Here is a 22,891-nt window from a genome sequence, read left to right on the forward strand (position 1 = left end):
CTACTTCGCGGCCGCGGGGACGCGGGCGTCGTTGAGCGCCGCGGCCAGCGAACGGTAGAACTCCGGCAGGCGCGGGCCCCAGCGCGAGGCGAGGTTCTCGTCGAGGGCGGTGATGTTGCCGTCCTTCACCGCCTTGATCTTGTCCCAGCCCGGGCGGGCCGCGATGTCGTCCGCGGTGAGCGACTCGGAGGTGGCGTCGGCCAGGAAGATCAGGTCCGGGTCGGCGGCGATGATCGCCTCGGCGCTCAACTGCGGGTAGCCGGAATCGCCGGTGGCGATCGACGACAGCCCGAACTTCCGGTACACCTCGCCCAGGAAGGTGTCGTCGGTGACGGAGTAATAATCCGACGTCACCTCGTGGTAGTACTTCAGGCCCGCGTCGCGCACGCCGGCCGGCACGGACTTGATGGCCTCGTCGATCTCGGTGGACATGTTCCGCACCACCTCGACGGCGTCGCCGACGTGGCCGGTGGCCGTGCCGAGGGTCTCGATCTGCGCGTAGGCGCCGTCGAGGTCTTTCGCAGCGGGCAGCACCAGGACCGGCACGTTCACCGCGGCCATGCCCTGCGCCAGTGCGTCATCCGGGGTCATCACGACCACCAGGTCCGGGTCGTGCGACAGGACCGACTCGACGTTCGTGCGGTACCCCGACAGGCCCTCGACGACGGGTGCCTCGGCCGGGTGGTTGGAGTATTCGTCGACGGCGACGACCTGCTTGCCCGCGCCGATGGCGAACAGCGACTCGGTGGCGGTCGGGGAGAGGCTGACGATGCGCTCGGGGCGCTTCTCGATGGTCACCTCGTCGCCGGACCCGGCTCCGCCGGAGGCGACGGACACCGGGAACGCGCCGTCGCCCCCGGCCGCACCGCCGCCGTCCGCGCCGGTGCCGGCTCCTCCGTCCCCGCCGGAACCGCAGGCCGTCAGGGCCAGGGCGGAGACGACGATCCCCGCCAATCCGGCCAAAAGTGAATGTGCTCGTGATCGCATGGTGCTCCTCGGATTTTCGGGCGTGGCAAAATCGCCCCGCAGAATTCCGGGATTGGTCAGGTGATCGCCGGGTGCGGTGGTCGAGGTCAAGCCTAGCCAAGCGAAACGATTCATCCGCAACCCCGATCGGGGCGGCGGCAACGGCGTTTGCGAATAATTTGAGATGTACGCGGGGTCGCGTCGTAAAGTGTGCCGCATGTCACGAACCGAAGGAGCGGCCGCGCGCCGCAGCCACATGCCCCCGTGGTTTCTGGTCGCCATCGCCGTGTTCGCGGTGGCCTGGGGCGGAAATCAGTTCACGCCGCTGATGGTGATGTACCGCCTCAACGGCGACCTCGACCTGGTTTTCGTCGACCTCCTTCTGTTCATCTACGCGCTCGGCATCGCCCCGGCGCTGCTGATCTCCGGCCCGCTGTCGGACCGCGTCGGCCGCAAGCCGGTCATGCTGGCGTCGCCGCTGTTCTCCATCATCGGTTCGGTGCTTATCGCGGCGGGCGAGACGACGGGCCCGCTGCTGCTGGTCGGCCGCGCGCTGTCGGGCGTCGGCGTGGGCATCGCCATGGCGGTCGGCGGGTCGTGGGTGAAGGAGCTGTCGCACGAGCGCTTCGATCCGACGGCGAAGTCGACGTCGGGCGCCAAGCGCCAGTCGATGGCGCTGACGCTGGGCTTCGGCATCGGCGCGGGCGTGGCGGGGTCGCTGGCGCAGTTCGCGCCGCTGCCGGGGCAGTTGCCGTACATCCTGCACATCGTGCTGACGGTCCCGACGATCATCGCGATGACGGTCGTCCCCGAAACGCGCCAGTCGCCGCATCTGGCGGGCGGCCCGCGCGAGACGATCCTGCAGTCGCTGCGCACCCCGTCGGTGACGAACCCGCGCTTCCTGCTGGTGGCGGCGATGGTCGCCCCGTGGGTGTTCGGCGCGGCGGGCGTGGCCTACGCGATCATCCCGACGCTGATGCAGGGCGAGGTGGCCCAGCCGGTGTTCTTCTCCGCGCTGGTGACGTTCTTCGCGCTGCTGTTCGGCTTCGGCATCCAGCAGGTCGGCCCGCGCATCGCGTCGGAGTCCTCCGCCCGCGGCCCGCTGGCGGCGATGGGCATCGTGGTGGTGGGCATGGGCCTGGCCATGTGGATGTCGGCGTCGCCGTCGATCCCCGCGGCGATCGTCGCGGCGCTGGTGCTGGGCATGGGCTACGGCCTGTCCATGTTCACGGGCCTCAACGAGGTCCAGCGCATCGCCGGCCCGCGCGATCTGGCCGGCCTGACGGGCATCTTCTACTGCCTCACCTACATCGGGTTTGCGTTCCCCGCGATCCTGACCAAGCTGTCCGAGTCGATCGAGTGGATGACGTACCCGGTCATGCTCGGCGGCGGCATGGTCATTGCGGTGCTGATGATGGCGGTCATCGCGCTGAACTCGCGGCGGGGGCTGCGGCGGGACTGACCCGGCGCTTTTCCGCTTGACGACGCCGACGTGCCGGGCGCAGGGGCGTCGTCAAGCGGGCACCGGGCGCGTACCATGCCATTCATGCCAGCCGTATCGCGAGACAACGCCGCCCCCGACACGTCCTTCCCGCCCGGCCGCGCGCTGGTGACCGGCGGTGCCGGGTTCATCGGTTCGACCCTGGTGGATCGTCTGCTGGCCGAGGGCCACTCGGTCACGGTGGTCGACGACCTCTCGCACGGCAAGCTCGACAATCTGCGGGACGCGCGGGCGGCGGGCGCGGACCGGTTCGAATTCGTGGAGGGCGACGTCCTCGGCGTCGACTGGGACGGGCTGCTCGGGCGCGTGCGCCCCGAGGTGATCTTCCACCTCGCCGCGCAGATCGACGTCCGCGAATCCGTCGCGGACCCGGTGCACGACGCGGAGCTGAACATCATCGGCACCATCCGCATCGCCGACGCCGCCCGGCGGCACGGGGTGCGCAAGATCGTGTTCACGTCCTCGGGCGGCTCGATCTACGGCACGCCCGATTCCTTTCCCGTGGGCGAGGACCAGGAGGTCCGCCCGCTGAGCCCCTACGCCGCGTCGAAGTCGGCGGCCGAGCAGTACCTGAACATGTTCCGCCGCCTCCACGGCCTGGATTGCTCGCACATCGCGCCGGCCAACGTCTACGGCCCGCGCCAGGATCCGCACGGCGAGGCCGGGGTCGTGGCGATCTTCGCCCAGCGCCTGCTGGCGGGCGAGGGCACGCGCGTGTTCGGCGACGGCGGCAACACCCGCGATTACGTGTTCGTCGGCGACGTCGTCGACGCGTTCGTGCGGGCGGCCGGCACCGCGGGGTCCGGCATGAGGTTCAACATCGGCACCGGCGTGGAAACCACCGACCGGCGGCTGCATTCGCTGGTCGCCGAGGCCGCGGGCGCCCCGGACGAGCCCGAGCAGGCCCCCGCCCGCCAGGGCGACGTGCCCCGTTCGGCGCTGGATCCCTCGCTGGCCCGCGAGGTGCTGGGCTGGGAGCCGACCGTGGACATCGCCGAGGGCGTGCGCCGCACGGTCGACTACTTCCGCGGGTAAGTCGCGGGTAAGTCGCGGGTAAGCCGCGGCCCGCTACCGGGCGCGCTTGGCCTTCATCAGTTCCAGCTCGATGGTGTCGCGGAAGACCTCTTCCGGCTGCGCGCCGGTCACGGGCTTGGTGCCGATGACGAACTGCGGGGTGCCCTGCACGCCGACGCTCTGCGCGTAGGCGGTGGACTCCTGGACGGCCTTCTCCCAGGTGCCGTCCTTCAGCTGCTTCTCGAACAGCCCGATGTCCTCCACGCCCGCGGTGCGCGCGATGTCGACGAGCTCCTCGACGGTGAACTCGGGGTGGCCGTTGCCCTTGGCCGTCGCGGCTTCGAACGCGGCCTGCTGGAAGTCCCAGAACTTGCCCTGCGCCGCGGCGGCGCGACCCGCCTGGGCCGCCTGCGCGGCCGGGCCCGGCGCCGCCGAATCGTTCCACTCGATGCGCACCAGGCCGGCGTCGACGTAGTCGGCGATCAGCTTCGGCTGGGTGGTCACCGCGTAGCGGGCGCAGAACGGGCACTCGAGGTCGGAGAACATGGTCATGACCACGGGCGCGTCGACGGCGCCCAGGGCGAACGGGTCGGCCTCGTTGCGGCGGTGGACGTTCTCGATGTCCTCCATCGTCGCGACGGCCGTCCCCTGGCGCGGGCCGACGATCGACGCGTCGTAGGTGCCGTCCTCCTTCGCCACCGGGCCGTCGTTCTTCTTGCCGGCCGCGGCGCCGGCGAGATTGACGCCGGTGTCGCCGATGCCGGGGCCGAAGCGATCGCCGGCCAGGAAGCCCAGGCCCGCCACCAGCAGCAGGGCGGCGGCGAGCCACACCCACAGAGCCGGCGGGACGGTCTTCATGGACCGGGTGTCCGTGCCGGCCTCGGCCCTGTCGTCGGCACCGGCCTTGTCACCGGCGTCGCCGTCGGCGTCGGAATCCGCGCCGTCGGCCTTCGCGGCCTCGCCGTCGCCGGCCATCACGGCGCCGACATCGGAGTTGGCGTCCACGTTGGCGCGGGTGGCGGCCTCGTTCGGGTCCTGGCCCCATCCCACTTCGACGGGCCTGTCCTCCGGCACGGCGGCGTCGTCGGGCTTGCGGTGGTCGTCGTCGGATCGAGTCATGGCGACCATTGTGCAGGGTGGGCCGATCCCGCGCAGAACCGGGGCGTCGTCGAGCGAAAAAAGCGGGCCGGCCCGAAGGCCGGCCCGGAAACGACGCGCGAAGCGTCAGCCGTCGTCGCGCGCGGCGGCTTCCCCGGTGCCCTCCGGCATCGCTTCTTCCGGCGTCACCGCGGTCTGCAGCGCCACCGCGCGGGCCAGCCGGGCGTAGCGCAGCTCCTGCTCGCGGAAACGGATGTACGAACTCACCGTGGTGAACACGAACGCCAGCACCAGCATGTACAGCAGCAGGTCCGTGCCGCGCGACACGCCGACCCAGTTCGCCGCGATGGTCAGGTCATCCGGGCGGACGATCGCCCACACGCACGCCGCCAGGAACACCAGGAACCCCAGCTTCACGCCGGCCTTCGCGCGGGCCTTGCGGCGGTTGGACACGAAATACCAGACCAGCGCCGCCATCGCCGCCAGCAGGAGGATCTGGATGTAGTTGGCGTTCACGGCAGCCTCCTGGCGATGAGCGAGTCGGAGAGGATGTTGACGCCGTTGAACAGCGACTGCCCCTTCGACATCGAGTATTCGGTGTACAGGATGTCGACGGGCTGCTCGGCGACGCGCCAGCCGAACTCGTCCATCAGCCCCACGAATTCGGAGGCGTGGCTCATGCCGTTCATGCGCAGGTTCGTCTCCAGCGCGACCTTGCGGTTGAACGCGCGCAGCCCGTTGTGCGCGTCGGTCAGCCCGAGGCGCCGCGTCCGCGGTGACAGCGCCACGACGGTCTTCAGCACGATGCGCTTGATCAGCGGCACCTGGTCATCCTCCGACTTCGGCCGTCCGAAGCGCGTGCCGACGACGATGTCCAGCGGTTCGGCGCGCAACCTGCGCACCATGGCCACGACGTCCTTGACCTGGTGCTGGCCGTCGGCGTCGAACGTGACGAAGTACTCCGCGCCGGGTTGCGACCGGGCGTACTCGATGCCGGTCTGGATCGCCGCGCCCTGGCCGAGGTTCACCGGGTGGTTGACCAGGTGCGCCCCGGCGGCGTGGATCTCCGACGCCGAGGAGTCGCGGGAGCCGTCGTTGACGGCGACGATGTTGGGGAAGGTCCCGAGGGCGTTCTCCAGGACGCCGCGGATGACGGTCGCTTCGTTGAAGCAGGGGACGATGAGCCAGGTGTCCGCGAATTCGCCGGGATGGGGCGCGGCCGCGGAATCGATCCCGCCATCGTTGGGGGTTGCGCTGTGATCCATGATGTGGCTCATCGTAGCGGGTGGTTCCGCTTATCAGCGACTGCGCGCGCGGCGATGGAACAAAGCGCGGTACGCGCGGCGCAGCAGGCCGGTCGGCAGGGCCCGGAACGCCGAGCGCGCGGCGAAGTTGAACGCGGCCCGCGGCCGCGACACCAGGCCCAGGTCGACGAGGGTCGCCTGCATGCGGCGTTCCGAGGCGACGATGCCCTTGGCCCGCCGCCGGTCGAGCATCCCCGTCACGCGGAAGCGCGTCAGCGGCTCCGGCAGGTTGGCGAAGCGGGCGCCGTCGGCGAGCATCCGCGCCCAGAGGTCGTAATCCTCCATGTACGGGGCGTGGCGGTAGCCGCCGACCTTCTTCACCCGCTCGGTGCGGAACAGCACGGAAGGATGGTTGAACGGGGAATTGATGCGCGCGTACTTCGCGATCTCGTCGTGGCTCTCCGGCAGCGCGCGGATGCCGGTGATGTCGCCGCCCAGGTCATCGTCGAACTCGGCCATCGCGGTGCCGACGACGTCGGGGACCGGGCCGGGCCCGTCGACCACGGCGAGCTGCTTTTTGAACCGCTCCGGTTCGGCGATGTCGTCGGTGTCCAGCCGGGCGCACCACTCTTCGTCGATGAGGCCGAGGCCCGCCTGCGACGCGGGTCCGGCGCCGAGGTTCTCCGGCTGCGGGCGGAAGTCCAGCTCCGGGTGCGCGGCGGCGTGGCGGGCGATGACGGCGTCGAGGTCCGGCGTCAGCGGCCCGTCGCCGACCAGGACGACGCGGCCCGCGCGGACCGTCTGGGCCCACAGGGACTCGAGCGCGGCGTCGAGGTGGGACGGGTCCACGCGGTGGTACACGGTCATCAAAACGGCGAGATCGTCGCGGGTGGTGCTCACGGCTACACCTTAGATCTGCGCGGCCGGCGGCGGCGCGGTGGGCGGGACCGTGCCCTCCCCGGCGCCTTCCGCGGCCGCCGCCGCTGCCATGCCCGCCGCACCCTCGGGGGCGACGGCCTTGAGCACCAGCAGGTGGATGGCCACGCCCAGCGACGGGCCCACGACCAGCGCCAGCACGCTGCGCAGCTCCAGCGTGCCCGGGCCGAACAGGATGGCGGTGGCGACGACCGTGGCCACCAGCCAGCCCAGCAGGTACGCCCGGTGCCGGCCGATGGCGAGGGTGACCGCGCCGGTGACCATGAGCACGGCGGTGAACGTGGCGCCCAGCGTCAGCCCGGCCAGGGTGCGGCCCGGCACGGAGTAGTCGGGCTGGAGGATGACCTCCAGGATCCACGGGCCGATCAGCCACGCCAGCGCCGAGCCGAACAGGCCGAAGGCGAACAGCGCGCCCAGCGGCTTGGCCAGCGCCGCCAGCGGGCCGCCGGTGGCGCGGACGAAGTGGACGATGATGGCGTTCTGGAATTTCTCCAGCGGCATCAGCAGCGGCGCGCGGGTCAGCGTCACCGCGTAGGCGATGCCCGCCGCCGTCACCGCGCCGAGCGCGCCCGCGCCGTGGTCCGCGCTGATCTTCACCAGCGTGGGAAAGCCCGTGACCAGCACGGCCGAGGCTCCGGCGGCGCCCATGGCGGTGACCATCAGCGGCACGAAGCGGCGCACCGGCACGTCGGCGCGCAGCATCATCGCCCGGCGGGTGGCCGGCGAGACCGCGGCCAGCAGCAGCCAGCTGACGGTGCCGATCACCGTGATCCACAGCCACGCGCCCAGCCCCCACCCGAGCCACCAGGCCAGGGCGGCCGGCACGACGCGGACGACGATGTCCAGGATGATCAGCGCCGCGTACTGCCCCCACAGCCGCGCGCCCGACAGCACGCCGGACACGGCCGCCTGCATGGCGTACATGGCCAGGCCGCCCGCCATGAGCAGCACCGCGAGCACGTGGCCGTCGTGGACCACGAAGTCCACCCACAGCGGGCCCGACGCCGCGAACAGCACGAAGGTCACCGCCGCCACCCCGGCGGCGACCGTCATCGGCCGCGCCCGAATCACGGCCCCGTCGCCGCCGGCAGAACGGTGGACCTCCGCGGGCGCCGGGGCGTCGTCAAGCGTCCCCCCAACCGGCCGCAGCGAGGAACCCACCGCGCGGGTGGTCTCCTGCATCAGGCCGCCGAGCACGCCCGTCATGGCGAAGAACAGGCCCCAGTAGGCGACGAACTGGATGTTGACGTCCGTGGCCAGCCCCCACGCCGAAAGGAAGAGGATGGCGAAACTGCCGGCGGCGGCGACCAGCGTCGCCAGGGTCAACCACTTCACGGGCGCGCCGCCGGGTCGACGGGGAAGGGCGGCAGCTCGGTGCGGTTCACCCAGGCGTCGAAGATCGCGTCCAGGTGCGCGGTGGTGATGCCCCGCTCGCGGCAGATGCGGTTGGCCAACGCCCGGAAATCGACCGCGTCGACCACCGAATGGCGGTTCTTGTTGGTCCACGTGCGCACGAAGTCGAAGAAGGCGTCATCGCCGAAGAGCAGCCGCAGCGCATGCACCGTGATGGCGCCGCGCTTGTACAGGCGGTCGTCGAACATGTCGGTCGGCCCGGGGTCGGCGATGCGCAGGTCCTGCGGCTTGCGGACCAGTTCGTCGTAATGCTTCCGCGCCGACTCCTCCGCCGTCGGGCCGCCGGCCGCCTCCGCCCAGATCCACTCCGAGTAGCAGGCGAAGCCCTCGTTGAGCCAGATGTCCCGCCACTGCGACAGGCCGACGGAATTGCCGAACCACTGGTGCGACAGCTCGTGGGCGATCAGTCGGTTCCACGTGTCCTTGCCGTCGGCGTGGTTGGCGCCGAAGATGGACAGGCCCTGGGCCTCCAGGGGGATTTCCAGGTTGTCCTCGACGATGACCACCCGGTAGCCGGGGAAGGGGTACTCGCCGAACAGGTCGCGGTAGAGCTCGAGCATGCGTCCCTGGTCGCGGAAATCGTGCTTGACGCGCTGCACCAGGTGCATGGGCGCGTAGGCCACCACCGGCGCGACGGAGCACGGCAGTTCGATGCGCGAGTACTGGCCGATCTGGATGGTGACCAGGTAGGACGCCATCGGCTCTGCGGACGCGAACGTCCAGCGGCGGCGCGACCCGCCGACCCGCTGCGGCGCCGACGGGCGGCCGGTGGCCACGACCGTGTACGGGGCGTCGCACGTCACGGCGATGTCGTAACGGGCCTTCGCCTCCGGGTCATCGTCGCAGGGGAACCAGCTGGCGGCGCCGATGGGCTGCGAGGCGATCAGCGACCCGTTGGTCAGCTCCTCCCAGCCCAGCTCGCCCCACTTCGACTTCACCGGCCCGGGGTTGCCGGAGTACCGCACCGTCAGGTTCAGCGTCTCCTCCGGCTCCAGCATCCGGTCGAACGTCACGCGCAGCTTCCGGCCCGACTGCCGCCACCGCGCCACGTCGACCCGCGAGTTGCGCACGTCGGTGTCCGCGTCGACGGAATCGACGCCGAGGACGTCCGCGAAGTCCAGCGTCAGGCTCTCGATGTACGCGTTGACCTCGATGTGCAGCACGGCCGTCGCCTTCAGGCGGTTGGGGCCGACGCGGTAGTCGAGGTCCAGGTCGTAGTGGTCGACCCGGAAACCGAGGTTGAACGGGATGCCGGTGTAGTCGTTGGTCGGTTGCACGCCACTCACTGTAAACGGGCGGGCCCGGAGGGGCGCCGGGCGGGCGGAAAAGACCGCTTTGCGACGCCTGCGCCACCGACGCACGGCCGCGGGCAACCGGAAGCGGGGGAGCCGGGTCACGCGGCGCCGAAGACCTCGGAGATCACCAGCAGCGCCACCAGCGGGAACACGGCGGTGATGGCGCCGAGGCCGACCAGCACCCACTGCCGCGTCACGGCGGCGAGGATCATGGCCACCATGCCGGCGACGCCCACCGGAATGAACAGGCCGCTCAGCGTCACCAGCCCGGACAGTGGCCCGGCCAGCGTGACCATGATCCCGATGATGCTGATCATCAGCGATGCGTCGTCGATGCGGGAGGACCGCTCCGGGTCGACGTCGCCGTGCCAATCGGCGTCGCCCCGCCCATCGCGGGCGTGGCCGAACTCTCGGCGGAACTCTTCGTCGAAGTCGTCGTACGAGGTCATCCCAGGGTCCTCCACAGCCAGGAATGGATCAATGCCTCCAGGTGCGCGACCTGGGAGTTGTCGGCGGCGCCGGCGTGGCCGCCCTCGGTGTTCTCGTGGTAGTCCACGGGTTGACCGGCCTCGCGGAGCAACCATGCCAGACTCCGGGCGTGCGCGGGGTGCACGCGGTCGTCCCGGGTCGACGTGGTCACCAGCGCCGGGGGATAGGGGCGGTCGGCGCGCCGGGCGATGCGCTGCACCGGCGACCACTCGCGGATCGCCGCGCCTTCGGCGCCGTCGTCCGGGTCGCCGTACTCGGCCATCCACGACGCGCCCGCCGACAGCCGGTGGTAGCGCAGCATGTCGGCCAACGGCACCTGGGAGACCACGGCGCCGAGCTTCTCCGGGTACGACGTCAGCGCCACGGCCGACAGCAGTCCGCCGTTGGACCCGCCGCGGATCGCCAGGGTCTCCGGCGAGGCGTAGCCCCGCGCGACGATGTCGTCGAGCACCGCCCGGTGATCCTCGTGGACCTTCCCTCGATTCAGCTTCACCGCTCCCGAATGCCACTCCGGGCCGAACTCCCCGCCGCCGCGCAGGTTCGCCTCGACGGCCAGCCCGCCGCGCGCGAGCCAGCCCAGTCCGCGCGTCACCGAGTAACCCGGCACGAGCGACACCTCGAACCCGCCGTAGGCGTGGACCAGCGTGGGCCGCGGTTCGCCCGCGCCCTCCGGGTCGGCGTCGTCCAGGAGCCCGGTGATCCGGTAGGGGATCTTCGTGCCGTCGGCGGACGTCGCCCAGTGCAGGCGGGTCGACATGCCCGCGGCGTCGAAGAAGGCGGGGGCGCGCCGGGCGACGCGGGGAGCGTCGTCGGCGCCGGACTCCGTCAGCCACAGCGTCGCCGGCTCCAGGGTGGACGAGCCCGCCAGCCACAGTTCGTCGTCGCGCGTGGGCGAGGTCCCCACCACGGACACCGACGCCGATTCGGGCAGCCCGGGGACGGTGCCTTCCGCCCAGTCTCCGATGGTCATGGTGACCAGGCGTGTGGCGACGTCGTGCAGCAGCGTCAGCACCAGGTGGCTCTTCGTCCACGCCACCGACTGCAGCGACGTCCGCGCGTCGGGGGAGAACAGCACCTCGCAGTCCCGCGACCCCGCCAGCCAGTCGTCCAGCGCCGCCACGGCGAGACCTCCGGCGGGGACGCCGTTGAAATCGGTGCGGGGCATCAGCAGCAGGTGCTCGCGGTGCACGCTCACGCGGCAGTCGTCGGGCACTTCGATGATCTGCAGGCCCTCGTCCGTGCGCACGAACCGCCGCGAACGGTAGAAGTCGATGGCCCGCTCCACGAACAGCCGCTCGAAGCCCTCGGTGGCGTCGAACCAGCCGCCGACGGCGACGTCGTCATCGTGGCCCGCGAAGATCAGCTCCGCGTCGCCGAGCGCCTGCCCGCGCCGCCACGAGAACACCTGCTTCGGGTACCCCGACGCCGTGAGCGTGCCGGGCCCCATGTCGGTGCCCACCAGGATCTCGTCCCGGCTGACCCACGACACGTCCGATTTCGCCTCCGGCAGCTCGAACGGCCGGTCCGAGACGAACGCGAGCTTTTCCAGGTCGAACTCGCGGATCACCGACGCATCGGCGCCGCCGCGCGAAAGATGCACCAGTGCGCGGTCGTAGTCCGGGTACCGGCACTGCGCGCCCTTCCACACCCAGTTCTCGCTTTCCGACGCCGCCAGCGCATCCACGTCGAGCAGCACCTCCCACTCGGTCTCCCCGGAGAGGAACGACTCCAGCGACGTGCGACGCCACAGGCCGCGCGGGTGATCGCCGTCGCGCCAGAAGTTGTACAGGTGCTCGCCGCGGCGGACCGGGTAGGGGATGTGCGCATCGGTGTCGAGTGCGGCGCGGATCGCGGACTCCAGCTCATCGCGGGAGGCGTCGCCGTCGAAAAGCGACTCCGTTTCCGCGCTGCGGGCCCGGGCCCAGTCCAGCGCGCGTTCGCCGGTGATCTCGTCGAGCCAGCCGGGCACGCCGTCGGTGGGCAGGAAACGCTGCGCGGCATCGGAGGTGGCGGTGGCGGCGTCGGAAAAGGAAAACCCCATGACCCGAATCTAGGTCATGGGGCGGGCGCAACCGGGCGGAACCCGGAGGAAGCTCCCCGGGCGGCCGCCGGCCGCGGAAACTCAGTAGAGGACGCGGGAGAACAGCACGTTCCAGGAATCGTGCAGATCATCCTGCCAGTAGCCCCACGAGTGCGTGCCGGCGTTGCCCAGATCCCAGTGGGCGTCGATGCCCAGGGAATCCAGCTTCGCCTTGAACACGTTGGTGCAGAAGTTCGTGCCGCCCTCGATGGCCGAACCGGTCGTGCGCTGCGCGATCAACTGCGACTCGTCGGTGACGTTCGGGTGCGCGGTGGTGTCCCACTCGCCCCACAGGCCGGTGCCGTTGGAGATGTACATCTGCTGGCCGCGCAGCTTCTCCGCGTTGACCAGCGGGTCGTTGTGCTTCCAGCGCTCGCCCGGGCGCGGGCCCCACATCTGCTCGCCGGTGACGCCCTTGCGGTCGAGCACCAGCTTGATGGCCTGCGCGCCGATCTCGTCGGAGGTCTGGGCGCAACCGGAGAAGGAGCCGATGCCGTCGTACAGATCCGGGCTGTGCTGGGCGAAGTTCAGCACCGACGTCGCCGACATGGACATGCCCACGATGCCGCGCTTGCCGTTGCCGCCGATCTTGGCCTCCAGGGACTCCGGCAGCTCCTTGGTCAGGAACGTCTCCCAGGTCTGGGCGCCCAGCTTGGTGTTCGGGTCCGCCCAGTCGGTGTAGTACGAGAACTCGCCGGCCTGGACGATGATGACGTTGACGTCCTTGTCGGAGAAGAAGTCGATGATGTCCGTCTGGTACAGCCACGACGCCTTGCCCTCGCCGCCGTCGGCGCCGTTGAGCACGTACAGCGTCGGGCGCGGCTTGTAGATGTCGTTACCCGTCAGGCCCTTCGGGTGGATCCAGACCAGCGGCACGCCGCGGTCCATCGACGTCGAGCCCGCCCAGACCTCCTTGACGTTGTCGTGGCCCTCGATCTGGCTGCGCCAGTGCGGGTTGACCTTCTCCAGCTTGCCGATCGCGATCGGCGCCGGGGTGACGCCCGCGGCATCGGCGATCGGGGTGGCGACGGGGTTCGGGGCCGGCGACTCGGCGGCCGGCTGGGCCAGGGTCGTCGGGGCCAGCGCAACGGGCATCAGGGCGACCATCGCGGCGGCGGTCGCGGACAAGAGGCGCGTGCGGGTGTTCTTCATCGTGGGCTCCCTGCGGCCGGGTTGGCGGCCAAGTCGATGCCGTGGACCGCCTGCGCGCATCCTTCGATGCCGCTGAGTCCACGCTGTGCGGCGTAAATCAATGGGGAGATTACCCCAGCGCACGCCGGTGCGAAAGCGTTGTGCGAGATGGTCGCGGCCGGGTTCGCGGCGGGTCCACGGCCTGGGAAAACCGGATTCCCCGCATGAACTGGTGTTACGGGAGTTAAAATTGGGACGAATGTGAACTAGGCTCATTTCCGGAAGAACCCCGCGGGGACACCCGTCCCAACCGAAAGGACCGACATGCAGCCCCATGAATCCCTTCTCGTGAAGCTCTTCGAGCTCCTCGGGGTCGGCCTCGACCAGGGGTCCGCCTCGCTCGCGGACATCCTCGTCGCCCTCGGCATCTACTGACCGAGGCACTGACCGAGGCGCTGGCCGGGCCACCGAGCCGCCGACGGCACCGTGCGGCGGCCGGGCCGTCGCAAAGCAAACCGCCCCGCCCCCCACGGTCGAGGCGAGGATGACTCGGACCACGACGCCGCGTAATCTTGTTCCCGTGGCTGAACATTATGATCTCGTTGTCCTCGGCGCCGGCCCCGGCGGGTACGTCGCCGCCATCCGCGCCTCCCAGCTCGGCCTGAAGGTCGCCGTCGTGGAGAAGCAGTACTGGGGCGGTGTCTGCCTCAACGTGGGCTGCATCCCCTCCAAGTCGCTGTTGAAGAACGCCGAGGTGGCGCACATCTTCAACCACCAGGCGAAGACCTTCGGCATCTCGGGCGACGCCTCCTTCGACTTCGGTGCGGCGCACGACCGCTCGCGCAAGGTGTCCGCGGGCATCGTCAAGGGCGTCCACTACCTGATGAAGAAGAACAAGATCGACGAGGTCGACGGCTGGGGCGAGTTCAAGGACGCCAACACCATCGCCATCACCGACGGCGAGGACGAGGGCAAGGAGCTCACGTTCGACAACGCCATCATCGCGACCGGCTCCGTGGTCCGCTCCCTGCCGGGCGTCGAGCTCGGCGGCAACATCGTCTCCTACGAGGAGCAGATCCTCTCCTCCGACCTGCCCGACTCGATGGTCATCGTCGGCGCCGGCGCCATCGGCATGGAGTTCGCCTACGTCCTGGCCAACTACGGCGTGGACGTCACCATCGTCGAGTTCATGGACCGCGTCCTGCCGAACGAGGACGAGGATGTCTCCAAGGTCATCGCCAAGGAGTACAAGAAGCTCGGCGTCAAGCTGCTCACCGGCCACAAGACCACCGCCATCGAAGACAAGGGCGACTCGGTCGAGGTCAAGGTCGAGCCGAAGGACGGCGGCGACTCCGAGACCATCACCGTCGACCGCGTCATGGTCTCCATCGGCTTCGCCCCGCGCACCGAGGGCATCGGCCTGGACAAGGCCGGCGTCGAGGTCGGCGAGCGCGGCGAGATCCCGATCGACGAGTACATGCGCACCAACGTCGAGCACATCTACTCCATCGGCGACGTCACCATGAAGCTGCAGCTGGCGCACGTGGCCGAGACGATGGGCGTCATCGCCGCCGAGCACATGGCCGGCCACGAGACCGACGTCATCGAGGACTACCTGAACATGCCGCGTGCGACGTTCTGCAACCCGCAGGTCGCGTCCTTCGGCAAGACCGAGGCGCAGGCGAAGAAGTGGGCCGAGGAAAACGGTCGCGAGATCACCGTCTCCACCTTCCCGTTCTCCGCCAACGGCAAGGCGCAGGGCCTGGCGGAGGCGACCGGCTTCGTCAAGCTCATCGCCGACGCCGAGCACGGCGAGCTGGTCGGCGGCCACATGGTCGGCGCCAACGTCTCCGAGCTCATGCCGCAGCTGGTGCTGGCGCAGAAGTACGAGCTGACCTCCGAGGAGATCGGCCGCACCACCCACATCCACCCGACCATGTCCGAGGCGATGAAGGAAGCCGCCGAGGGCCTGATGGGCCAGATGATCAACCTCTAGCGAGCCACTTCCCGGGGCCCGCGTGCGCGTGGTACCCGGGGGTTCGGCTTCGCGGCGCGGGTCCGGCAATGCCGGGCCCGCGCCGCTTTTCGCTTGACGACGACCCGGCCTTTTCATCCCCGGCCGAGCGGCGTAGCGTAATGCGCATGAAGAATGCGCGGAATGATGGAGGGGGAGCCGGGACGACCGGGGGAGCCTCGGGTGCCGCGACCGTCGTCAAGCGGAAGCGGCGCGTCGCCCAGGCGCGGTGCCCGTTGCGCTACGGGGAGCCGTGCACGTTGTGCCAGCCGGGCGCGAACGGGCCGGAGGACTGCCAGACCGTGGCCATGGTCATGGCCGAGCCGGATCTGCGCGAGATGATGGCCGACATGAACCGCGCGCACCGCCGGGCGGCGACGAGCTAGCGGGCGGGACGGCGACCAATGCCAGTCCGCCGCCGCGCCCTTTCACGCAGACCCACCCCGAATGCGCAGACCCACCCGCTGTAACGGGTGGGCCTGCGCATTCGGGGTGGGTTAGCCGTCGGGTCCCGGGCGGGGCGCGGTGGCCGGAAGGCGCGATCGTCGCGGAAGCCAAGCGCAACGTCGTGGAAGCCAATCGCAACGCCGCGGGACATGACGGCTAGTACGGCGCGACCGAGGACCGGTGCGCGTTGACGTCGATCGCCCGGTGGATCGGGGGGAACGCCCGCTGCGGACAGTCGTCGCGGCTGCACACGCGGCAGCCGGCGCCGATCGGCGTGGCGGCCTTTTCGTCGTTGATGTCCAGGCCCTCGGAGTACACCGTGCGGTGGGCGTGCCGGGCCTCGCAGCCCAGGCCGATGGCGAAGGTCTTGCCCGGTTGGTTGTACCGGGCGGTGTGGTGCTCGACGGTGCGGGAGATCCACAGGTAGGAGCGGCCGTCCGGCATGATGGCCACCTGCCGCATGATCTTGCCCGGATACGAGAACGTCTCGTAGACGTTCCACAGCGGACACGTGCCGCCGGAGTTGGTGAAGTGGAAGCCGGTGGCCGACTGCCGCTTGGACATGTTGCCGGCGCGGTCGACGCGGACGAACGTGAACGGGATGCCGCGCAGGCTGGGGCGCTGCATGGTGGACAGCCGGTGACAGATGGTCTCGTAGCCGACGCCGGCATGCCGCGACAGGAACTCGATGTCGTACCGGTTGGATTCCGCGAGGGCGTGGAACTTCTCGTACGGCAGGATCAGCGCGCCGGCGTAGTACGTGGCCACGCCGCGCAACGCGAGCTCGCGGGAGTCGTCCGAGGTGAAATGACCGGCGGAGACTTCCTCGCGGATCAGGTCGCCGCACTCGAAGTAACCGAGCTCGGTGGCCATGCGGAAGGCCCGCTGGCCGGGGGACAGGCCCCGCGCGAGGTCCAGCTGCCCGGTGTCCGGGTTGAAGTGGTGCTGGGTGTCGCCCATGTCGGACCGGGTGCGGATGGTCACCCCGTGCCGCTGGGTCAGGCGCCGCGCCAGAACCTCCTCGACGTCCTTGTCGTCGTCGGTCGTCCCCAGCTCCAGCGCCAGCCGTTCGGCGGCCAGGTCGACGGAGTCTATGTAGTTCTGGCGCGTGTAGAAGTAATCGCGGACCTCCTCGTGCGGCATGGTCAGCGCCTTCGACGCCGCGGTGGCCCCGGGGTCGCCCGGGAAGTTGCGGTCATCAGTGGCCAGCGACAGCTTGTCGGTGACGTTGCGGTAGCGGCGGTGCGCGTCGACCATCGCGCGCGCGATCTCCGGGTGGTTGCGCACCATGTCGGAGATCTCCTGCAGATCCACCGGTTCCGGGCAGACCTCCTTGTCCAGCACCACGTCCTGGACCTCGGCGAGCAGGCGCGAGTCGTCGTCGCGGGAGAAGAACGTCGCGTCGACGCCGAACGTCTCGGTGATCTTCAGCAGCACCGGAACGGTCAGCGGGCGCACGTCGTGCTCGATCTGGTTCACGTAGCTGGCGGACAGCCCCAGCGCCTGCGCGAGCGCGGCCTGGCTCATGTCCCTTTCGCGGCGCAGCTGCCGCAGCCTGGAACCCACATACGTCTTGGCCATGGAACAATGTTAGCAGCCCTGGCAAAATGGCCAACTTCATCCGTTAAGTCTGCCAAGTGTAAGTCCGTCCATGGTGCGGGCGGCGCGGTAGACGGGCTGCGCCGAGGGGGGCGGCATCCGTTTCGGTGTGATCGCCGCCGATCATTCCATGCCCCGGGCACGGAAAAACCGCCCGGGAAAATCCCGGGCGGTTTCTCGCGGTGGCCACGTGGCGACCCGATCCGAGCCGCCTCGCCGTTCCAGCCGTGTCACGGTCCCGTCGTCAGGCGACGGGCGCGAATCGGCTTAGTGGAACTGGCCCTCCTCGGTGGAGCCCTTCAGGGCGGTGGTGGAGGAGTTCGGGTCGACCGTGGTGGCGATGCGGTCGAAGTAGCCGGCGCCGACCTCGCGCTGGTGCTTGACGGCGGTGAAGCCACGCTCCTCGGCGGCCTTGAACTCGCGGTTCTGCAGGTCGACGAAGGCGGTCATCTGCTCGCGGGCGTAGCCGTACGCCAGGTCGAACATGCCGTAGTTCAGGGCGTGGAAGCCGGCCAGGGTGATGAACTGGAACTTGAAGCCCATCTTGCCCAGCTCGTTCTGGAACTTGGCGATCTCGTCGGCCTCGAGGTGCGCCGACCAGTTGAAGGACGGGGAGCAGTTGTAGGCCAGGAGCTGGTCCGGGTACTCCTCCTTGACGGCCTCCGCGAACTGCTTGGCGACGTCCAGGTCCGGGGTGCCGGTCTCCATCCAGATCAGGTCGGAGTACGGGGCGTAGGACTTGGCGCGGGCGATGCAGGGCTCGATGCCGTTCTTCACGCGGTAGTAGCCCTCGGCGGTGCGGTCGCCCTCGATGAACTTCTGGTCGCGCTCGTCGACGTCGGAGGTGATCAGGGTGGCCGCCTCGGCGTCGGTGCGCGCGATGATGACGGTCGGGGTGTTGGCGACGTCGGCCGCGAGGCGGGCCGAGGTCAGGGTGCGGATGTGCTGCTGGGTCGGGATCAGGACCTTGCCGCCCAGGTGGCCGCACTTCTTCTCGGAGGCCAGCTGGTCCTCCCAGTGGGTGCCGGCGGCGCCGGCCTGGATCATGGCCTTCTGCAGCTCGTAGACGTTCAGCGCGCCACCGAAGCCGGCCTCGCCGTCGGCGACGATCGGCAGCAGCCAGTTGTCGACCGAGGTGTCGCCCTCGATGCGGGCGATCTCGTCGGCGCGAAGCAGGGCGTTGTTGATGCGGCGGACGACGGACGGCACGGAGTTGGCCGGGTACAGCGACTGGTCCGGGTAGGTGTGGCCGGAGAGGTTGGCGTCGCCGGCGACCTGCCAACCGGACAGGTAGACGGCCTTCAGGCCGGCGCGGGCCTGCTGGACGGCCATGTTGCCGGTCAGCGCGCCCAGGGAGTTGATGTAGGAGTCGTCGTCGACGTTGACGCCCTCCCACAGGATCTCGGCGCCGCGGCGGGCGAGGGTGTGCTCCTCGACGACCGTGCCCTGGAGCTCGGCGACCTGCTCGGCGGTGTAGTCGCGCTGGATGCCCTTCCAGCGGGGGTTCTCGTCCCAATCCTTCTGGATTTCCTGGGCGGTACGGGCCTTGCCGACGTTCGACATATCCGGGTCACTTCCTTAAGTAGGACGTTGGGGATCCGGGGCCGTTTGCTGCGCCCGACGCGGCGAGCGGCTTTCGGCAACCGGGATACTGGATTACACGGCGGAGGCGGACGTCTCCCGTGATTCTTCGCCGCCGGGCGGAGAAACACACCCAACGAACGGCTACGGTGACTGCCCGCTTTCGCGTGCCGTGGTTCACATCATGGGGTACGACGTGCATTCCGTCAAGAAAAGTGGGTTGTAAATTTAAGTGCTTTTTTTCGGCGAAGGTGCAAAGATTGCGAAGAGACGGATGCGGTTGTTCACTTCACCTTAGTTGCAGGTCGAAACACATGATGGCCCGGATAACGGCAGTGACCATGGCAAGACGGTGAAGATCACCCCCCCCGCTTTGGGGTGGCCCCCGTCACGTTCCCGGATGTGATCGGTCGCATACGTTTCGGCGGCCGGGGAACGGTGTTCGGGGGTGCTGCGGGTGTGGCGGAGATTGCGTGGTCAGCGCGTATTCGCGGAACCCGAACGGGTGGATCCCCGTTTCGCGGGGTTCCGGGGGTGGCCCGGGTCGGGCGGAACGGTGGAAGCCCCGGTGCGGCGGGGCGGGCCGCCCGGTCTCCGGCGGCGGAACGGTGCCGCGCGAGACCCGCATCACATAAGGTTGGGGCATCGCAAGCGGAAGGCGGTCCGACGCATCGGCCTTTTCCGCCATGGCCTTTTGGGTCATGGCGGCCGAAAGCCCGAAGACCGGCCGTCGTGAAGCGGGGGTCCCCGCACGACCAGGTGCCCCCGGATTCCGCGGTGCGCCCGCGACGGGCGCGCAGCGAGCGTGAACCCGAACCCTTAATTAAGGAGAGCAATGACCGAGCGCATCACCGCCGGCGGCCTGCAGGTCGCCAAGGTCCTCTACGACTTCGTCAACGACACCGCCCTTCCCGCCGCCGGCATCGAAGACAAGGACGCCTTCTGGCAGGGCTTCGGCGACATCGTCGAGAAGTTCACCCCGCGCAACGTCGAGCTCCTGGCCAAGCGCGACGAGCTGCAGGCCAAGCTCGACGATTACTACCGCGAGAACCCGGGCGAGCAGGACCTGGACTCCTACGTCTCCTTCCTCGAGGAAATCGGCTACCTCGTGCCGGATCCGGGCGAGTACGAGGTGACCACCGCCAACGTGGACACCGAGATCACCTCCACCGCCGGCCCGCAGCTGGTCGTGCCGGTGCTCAACGCCCGCTTCGCCATCAACGCCGCCAACGCGCGCTGGGGCTCCCTCTACGACGCGCTCTACGGCACCAACGCCATCTCCGAAGAGGGCGGCGCCGAGAAGGACGGCAAGGGCTACAACAAGGTCCGCGGCGACCGCGTCATCGCCTGGGGCCGCGACTTCCTGGACAAGGCCGTGCCGCTGCTCGAGGGCAGCCACGCCGACGCCACGTCCTACGACATCGTCGACGGCCGCCTGCTGGCCACCATCGACGGCGAGCAGATCGGCCTGCGCGAGCCCGAGGCCCTGGTCGGCTACACCGGCGAGATCGCCGACCCGGATTCCATTTACCTCAAGCACAACGGCCTGCACATCCAGATCCTCATCGATCCGGAGTCGCCGATCGGCAAGACCGACAAGGCCGGCGTCAAGGACATCATCCTCGAGGCCGCCGTCACCAACATCATGGACCTCGAGGACTCCGTCGCCGCCGTCGACGCCGCCGACAAGGTCCTGGGCTACACCAACTGGCTCGGCCTGAACGTCGGCGACCTGGAGGTCGACATCGTCAAGGGCGGCAAGCCCGCCAAGCGCGCCATCAACGACGACCGCACCTACACCGACCTCGAGGGCAATGAGCGGACCCTCCACGGCCGCTCGCTCAACCTGGTCCGCAACGTCGGCCACCTGATGCAGAACCCCGCCATCCTCGACCGCAACGGCGAGGAGATCTACGAGGGCATCATGGACTCGGTCATCACCCCGATCTGCGCCATGCCCGGCCTGGACCAGGACAACGCGCGGAAGAACTCCCGCACCGGCTCCATCTACATCGTGAAGCCGAAGCAGCACGGCCCGGAGGAGTCCGCCTTCACCAACGAGCTGTTCGCCGCCGTCGAGGACCTCCTCGGCCTGGACCGCAACACCATGAAGGTCGGCCTCATGGACGAGGAGCGCCGCACCTCGGTCAACCTCGACGCCGCCATCAAGGAGGTCTCCGAGCGCGTGGTGTTCATCAACACCGGCTTCATGGACCGCACCGGCGACGAGATCCACACCTCCATCCAGGCGGGCCCGATGTTCCGCAAGGCCGTGCAGAAGACCGCGCCGTGGATGCTGGCCTACGAGGACAACAACGTCGACGCCGGCCTGGCGCACGGCCTGCAGGGCAAGGCGCAGATCGGCAAGGGCATGTGGGCCATGACCGAGCTGATGGCCGAGCTGCTGGAGCAGAAGATCGGCCAGCCGAAGCAGGGCGCCTCCACCGCGTGGGTCCCGTCGCCGACCGGCGCCGTCCTCCACGCCACGCACTACCACCAGGTCGACGTGTTCGAGGTCCAGGACAAGCTGATCACCGACGGCCGCCGCGACACCCGCAAGGACCTGCTGACCATCCCGGTCGCCGCCGCGAAGGCCGGCGACCCGGGCGCCGACTGGTCCGACGAGGAGAAGCAGAACGAGCTGGACAACAACTGCCAGTCGATCCTCGGCTACGTCATCCGCTGGGTCGAGCAGGGCGTCGGCTGCTCCAAGGTCCCGGACATCAACGACGTCGACCTCATGGAGGACCGTGCCACGCTGCGCATCTCCTCGCAGACCCTGGCCAACTGGCTGCTGCACGGCGTCGTGTCGGAGGAGCAGATCATGGATTCGCTCCACCGCATGGCCGAGGTCGTCGACCGCCAGAACGAGGGTGACGAGGCCTACCTGCCCATGGCCGCCGACTTCGACCAGTCCATCGGCTTCCAGGCCGCGAAGGATCTGATCCTCAAGGGCACCGAGCAGCCGTCCGGCTACACCGAGCCGATCCTGCACCGCGCCCGCCTGGCCTTCAAGAAGCGCCACGGCATCGACCAGGGCTAAACCCGCCCGCCCCCGGCCCGCCCCGGGCACATCCCGTGCCCGCCCGGTTGACCCGCCCCCGCCCCGACCGCACCCCGCGGCCGGGGCGGGGGCGTTTTCGCGCCCGAGCGCAGATTGCTCGCGGATTGCGCCGCCGCGACGCCCCGGATAACGATTCGGCGGCGAACTCGCCCGCGCGCGCCGCGCGCCCGGTGCCCGCATGCTCAGCGGCTAGGCTGGATGACCGAATGGCCGCCCGCAACGGGTGGCGCATCCACCGCGACACGACGAGGAGACCGCCACATGGGAGCCCATCAGTCCGGCGTGACCGACCCCGCGAGTTTCGGGGCGGTGCTGTTCGATTTGGACGGGGTGCTCACCCCGACCGCCGACATCCACGAGCGGGCGTGGGGGGACATGTTCCGCGCGTTCCTCGACGGGCGCGGCGCCGAGCCGTACACCGACGCCGACTATTTCGAGCACCTGGACGGGCGCCGGCGGGACGAGGGCATCAGGGCCCTGCTCGCGTCGCGCGGCATTTCGCTTGACGACGGCTCGCCCTCCGACACGTCCGCCGATGACACGGTCACCGGCCTGGGACTGCGGAAGAACGAGGACTTCCTGCGGCGGGTCGAAGAGGGCGTGGAGCCCTACGAGGGGTCGGTCCGGTTCCTCGACCACCTCGACGCCGTGGCCGCGGGGGAGGGCGGCGGCAGGCCGAAGCTGGCGGTGGTCAGTTCGTCGCGCAACGCCCGGCCGGTCCTGGAGGCCGCCGGGCTGCTGGATCGCTTCGAGCTCGTCGTCGACGGCAACGTCGCCCACGATCTCGGGTTGGACGGCAAGCCGTCGCCCGCGACGTACCTGCACGCGGCCGAGCGGTTGGGCGTGCCCGCCGCCGACGCCGTCGTGGTGGAGGACGCGATCTCCGGGGTGCGCTCCGGGGCGGCGGGGAAGTTCGGACTGGTCGTCGGCGTCGATCGCGGCGCCGGCCATGAGGCGCTGCTCGACGGCGGCGCGGACGAGGTCGTCGACGACCTCGCGGAGCTGATCCGATGAGCGCC

Annotated in this window: 18 protein-coding genes; 6 read left to right on the forward strand and 12 right to left on the reverse strand. The window is 69.7% G+C overall.

The window, feature by feature from the left end; translation table 11 throughout:
- Entirely contained in the window at positions 1–987 is a 987-nt protein-coding gene (locus tag CHAN_RS01225) for an ABC transporter substrate-binding protein (RefSeq protein ID WP_290290990.1), read from the reverse strand.
- Between the two features lie 196 nt (positions 988–1,183).
- On the opposite strand from CHAN_RS01225, the gene CHAN_RS01230 reads away from it, so the two are divergent.
- Both CHAN_RS01230 and CHAN_RS01235 read left to right on the forward strand, forming a co-directional pair.
- The gene (locus tag CHAN_RS01230) at positions 1,184–2,428 is read left to right on the forward strand and encodes an MFS transporter (protein WP_290290992.1); all 1,245 of its coding nucleotides are present in this window, start codon (positions 1,184–1,186) and stop codon (positions 2,426–2,428) included.
- An 84-nt stretch (positions 2,429–2,512) separates the two neighbouring features.
- A complete protein-coding gene (locus CHAN_RS01235; RefSeq protein ID WP_290290994.1) occupies positions 2,513–3,502 on the forward strand; it encodes an NAD-dependent epimerase/dehydratase family protein in 990 nt (329 codons plus the stop codon).
- 33 nt (positions 3,503–3,535) lie between these two features.
- Here the strand turns inward: CHAN_RS01235 and CHAN_RS01240 are convergent, their stop codons facing one another.
- The 9 genes from CHAN_RS01240 to CHAN_RS01280 all read right to left on the reverse strand — a co-directional run bounded on the left by CHAN_RS01240 (position 3,536) and on the right by CHAN_RS01280 (position 13,188).
- A complete protein-coding gene (locus tag CHAN_RS01240) occupies positions 3,536–4,600 on the reverse strand; it encodes a DsbA family protein (RefSeq protein ID WP_290290996.1) in 1,065 nt (354 codons plus the stop codon).
- 105 nt (positions 4,601–4,705) lie between these two features.
- The gene (locus tag CHAN_RS01245) at positions 4,706–5,095 is read right to left on the reverse strand and encodes a DUF2304 domain-containing protein (RefSeq protein WP_048743433.1); all 390 of its coding nucleotides are present in this window, start codon (positions 5,093–5,095) and stop codon (positions 4,706–4,708) included.
- The gene (ppgS, locus tag CHAN_RS01250) at positions 5,092–5,844 is read right to left on the reverse strand and encodes a polyprenyl-phospho-N-acetylgalactosaminyl synthase PpgS (protein WP_153251581.1); all 753 of its coding nucleotides are present in this window, start codon (positions 5,842–5,844) and stop codon (positions 5,092–5,094) included. The genes CHAN_RS01245 and ppgS overlap by 4 nt, the downstream gene beginning before the upstream one ends.
- A 33-nt stretch (positions 5,845–5,877) precedes the next feature.
- Positions 5,878–6,723: a glycosyltransferase gene (locus tag CHAN_RS01255; protein WP_290291001.1), complete on the reverse strand. Its 846-nt coding sequence runs from the start codon at positions 6,721–6,723 to the stop codon at positions 5,878–5,880.
- Between the two features lie 9 nt (positions 6,724–6,732).
- A complete protein-coding gene (locus CHAN_RS01260) occupies positions 6,733–8,094 on the reverse strand; it encodes a hypothetical protein (RefSeq protein ID WP_290291003.1) in 1,362 nt (453 codons plus the stop codon).
- Positions 8,091–9,449 carry a M1 family metallopeptidase gene (locus CHAN_RS01265; protein WP_290291005.1) on the reverse strand — a complete coding sequence of 453 codons (1,359 nt, stop codon included), beginning with the start codon at positions 9,447–9,449 and terminating at the stop codon, positions 8,091–8,093. Before CHAN_RS01265 ends, CHAN_RS01260 begins: the two co-directional genes overlap by 4 nt.
- Before the next feature lie 116 nt (positions 9,450–9,565).
- A complete protein-coding gene (locus tag CHAN_RS01270) occupies positions 9,566–9,916 on the reverse strand; it encodes a hypothetical protein (protein ID WP_290291006.1) in 351 nt (116 codons plus the stop codon).
- Entirely contained in the window at positions 9,913–11,997 is a 2,085-nt protein-coding gene (locus CHAN_RS01275; protein ID WP_290291008.1) for a prolyl oligopeptidase family serine peptidase, read from the reverse strand. The genes CHAN_RS01270 and CHAN_RS01275 overlap by 4 nt, the downstream gene beginning before the upstream one ends.
- 81 nt (positions 11,998–12,078) lie before the next feature.
- Positions 12,079–13,188, reverse strand: a complete 1,110-nt coding sequence (locus tag CHAN_RS01280; RefSeq protein ID WP_290291011.1) for an alpha/beta hydrolase — start codon at positions 13,186–13,188, stop codon at positions 12,079–12,081.
- Between the two features lie 559 nt (positions 13,189–13,747).
- Here CHAN_RS01280 and lpdA point away from each other — a divergent pair.
- Together lpdA and CHAN_RS01290 are read left to right on the forward strand one after the other, a co-directional pair.
- Entirely contained in the window at positions 13,748–15,163 is a 1,416-nt protein-coding gene (gene lpdA / locus CHAN_RS01285; RefSeq protein WP_048743445.1) for a dihydrolipoyl dehydrogenase, read from the forward strand.
- A gap of 146 nt (positions 15,164–15,309) precedes the next feature.
- A complete protein-coding gene (locus CHAN_RS01290; protein ID WP_290291014.1) occupies positions 15,310–15,567 on the forward strand; it encodes a DUF6767 domain-containing protein in 258 nt (85 codons plus the stop codon).
- 217 nt (positions 15,568–15,784) lie between these two features.
- On the opposite strand, the gene ramB is transcribed toward CHAN_RS01290, so the two are convergent.
- Both ramB and aceA read right to left on the reverse strand, forming a co-directional pair.
- Entirely contained in the window at positions 15,785–17,209 is a 1,425-nt protein-coding gene (gene ramB, locus CHAN_RS01295; RefSeq protein ID WP_290291016.1) for an acetate metabolism transcriptional regulator RamB, read from the reverse strand.
- A gap of 285 nt (positions 17,210–17,494) precedes the next feature.
- Positions 17,495–18,790: an isocitrate lyase gene (aceA, locus tag CHAN_RS01300; RefSeq protein ID WP_048743447.1), complete on the reverse strand. Its 1,296-nt coding sequence runs from the start codon at positions 18,788–18,790 to the stop codon at positions 17,495–17,497.
- 853 nt (positions 18,791–19,643) lie between these two features.
- Here aceA and CHAN_RS01305 point away from each other — a divergent pair.
- Together CHAN_RS01305 and CHAN_RS01310 are read left to right on the forward strand one after the other, a co-directional pair.
- Complete coding sequence (locus CHAN_RS01305) at positions 19,644–21,851, forward strand: malate synthase G (protein ID WP_290291020.1); 2,208 nt, start codon at positions 19,644–19,646, stop codon at positions 21,849–21,851.
- A gap of 282 nt (positions 21,852–22,133) precedes the next feature.
- Positions 22,134–22,886 carry an HAD family hydrolase gene (locus CHAN_RS01310; protein ID WP_290291022.1) on the forward strand — a complete coding sequence of 251 codons (753 nt, stop codon included), beginning with the start codon at positions 22,134–22,136 and terminating at the stop codon, positions 22,884–22,886.
- Positions 22,887–22,891 lie beyond the last annotated feature (5 nt).

This window comes from Corynebacterium hansenii, from assembly GCF_030408795.1.
In the GTDB taxonomy this organism is placed as follows: Bacteria; Actinomycetota; Actinomycetes; order Mycobacteriales; family Mycobacteriaceae; genus Corynebacterium; species Corynebacterium hansenii.

Bases quoted from the DNA above. Each gene is read 5' to 3' on its own strand.
- CHAN_RS01225 (WP_290290990.1), bottom strand. From the start codon at position 987: ATGCGATCACGAGCACATTCACTTTTGGCCGGATTGGCGGGGATCGTC.
- CHAN_RS01230 (WP_290290992.1), top strand. From the start codon at position 1,184: ATGTCACGAACCGAAGGAGCGGCCGCGCGCCGCAGCCACATGCCCCCG.
- CHAN_RS01235 (WP_290290994.1), top strand. From the start codon at position 2,513: ATGCCAGCCGTATCGCGAGACAACGCCGCCCCCGACACGTCCTTCCCG.
- CHAN_RS01240 (WP_290290996.1), bottom strand. From the start codon at position 4,600: ATGACTCGATCCGACGACGACCACCGCAAGCCCGACGACGCCGCCGTG.
- ppgS (WP_153251581.1), bottom strand. From the start codon at position 5,844: ATGGATCACAGCGCAACCCCCAACGATGGCGGGATCGATTCCGCGGCC.
- CHAN_RS01270 (WP_290291006.1), bottom strand. From the start codon at position 9,916: ATGACCTCGTACGACGACTTCGACGAAGAGTTCCGCCGAGAGTTCGGC.
- CHAN_RS01275 (WP_290291008.1), bottom strand. From the start codon at position 11,997: ATGGGGTTTTCCTTTTCCGACGCCGCCACCGCCACCTCCGATGCCGCG.
- CHAN_RS01280 (WP_290291011.1), bottom strand. From the start codon at position 13,188: ATGAAGAACACCCGCACGCGCCTCTTGTCCGCGACCGCCGCCGCGATG.
- CHAN_RS01290 (WP_290291014.1), top strand. From the start codon at position 15,310: ATGAAGAATGCGCGGAATGATGGAGGGGGAGCCGGGACGACCGGGGGA.
- ramB (WP_290291016.1), bottom strand. From the start codon at position 17,209: ATGGCCAAGACGTATGTGGGTTCCAGGCTGCGGCAGCTGCGCCGCGAA.
- aceA (WP_048743447.1), bottom strand. From the start codon at position 18,790: ATGTCGAACGTCGGCAAGGCCCGTACCGCCCAGGAAATCCAGAAGGAT.
- CHAN_RS01305 (WP_290291020.1), top strand. From the start codon at position 19,644: ATGACCGAGCGCATCACCGCCGGCGGCCTGCAGGTCGCCAAGGTCCTC.
- CHAN_RS01310 (WP_290291022.1), top strand. From the start codon at position 22,134: ATGGGAGCCCATCAGTCCGGCGTGACCGACCCCGCGAGTTTCGGGGCG.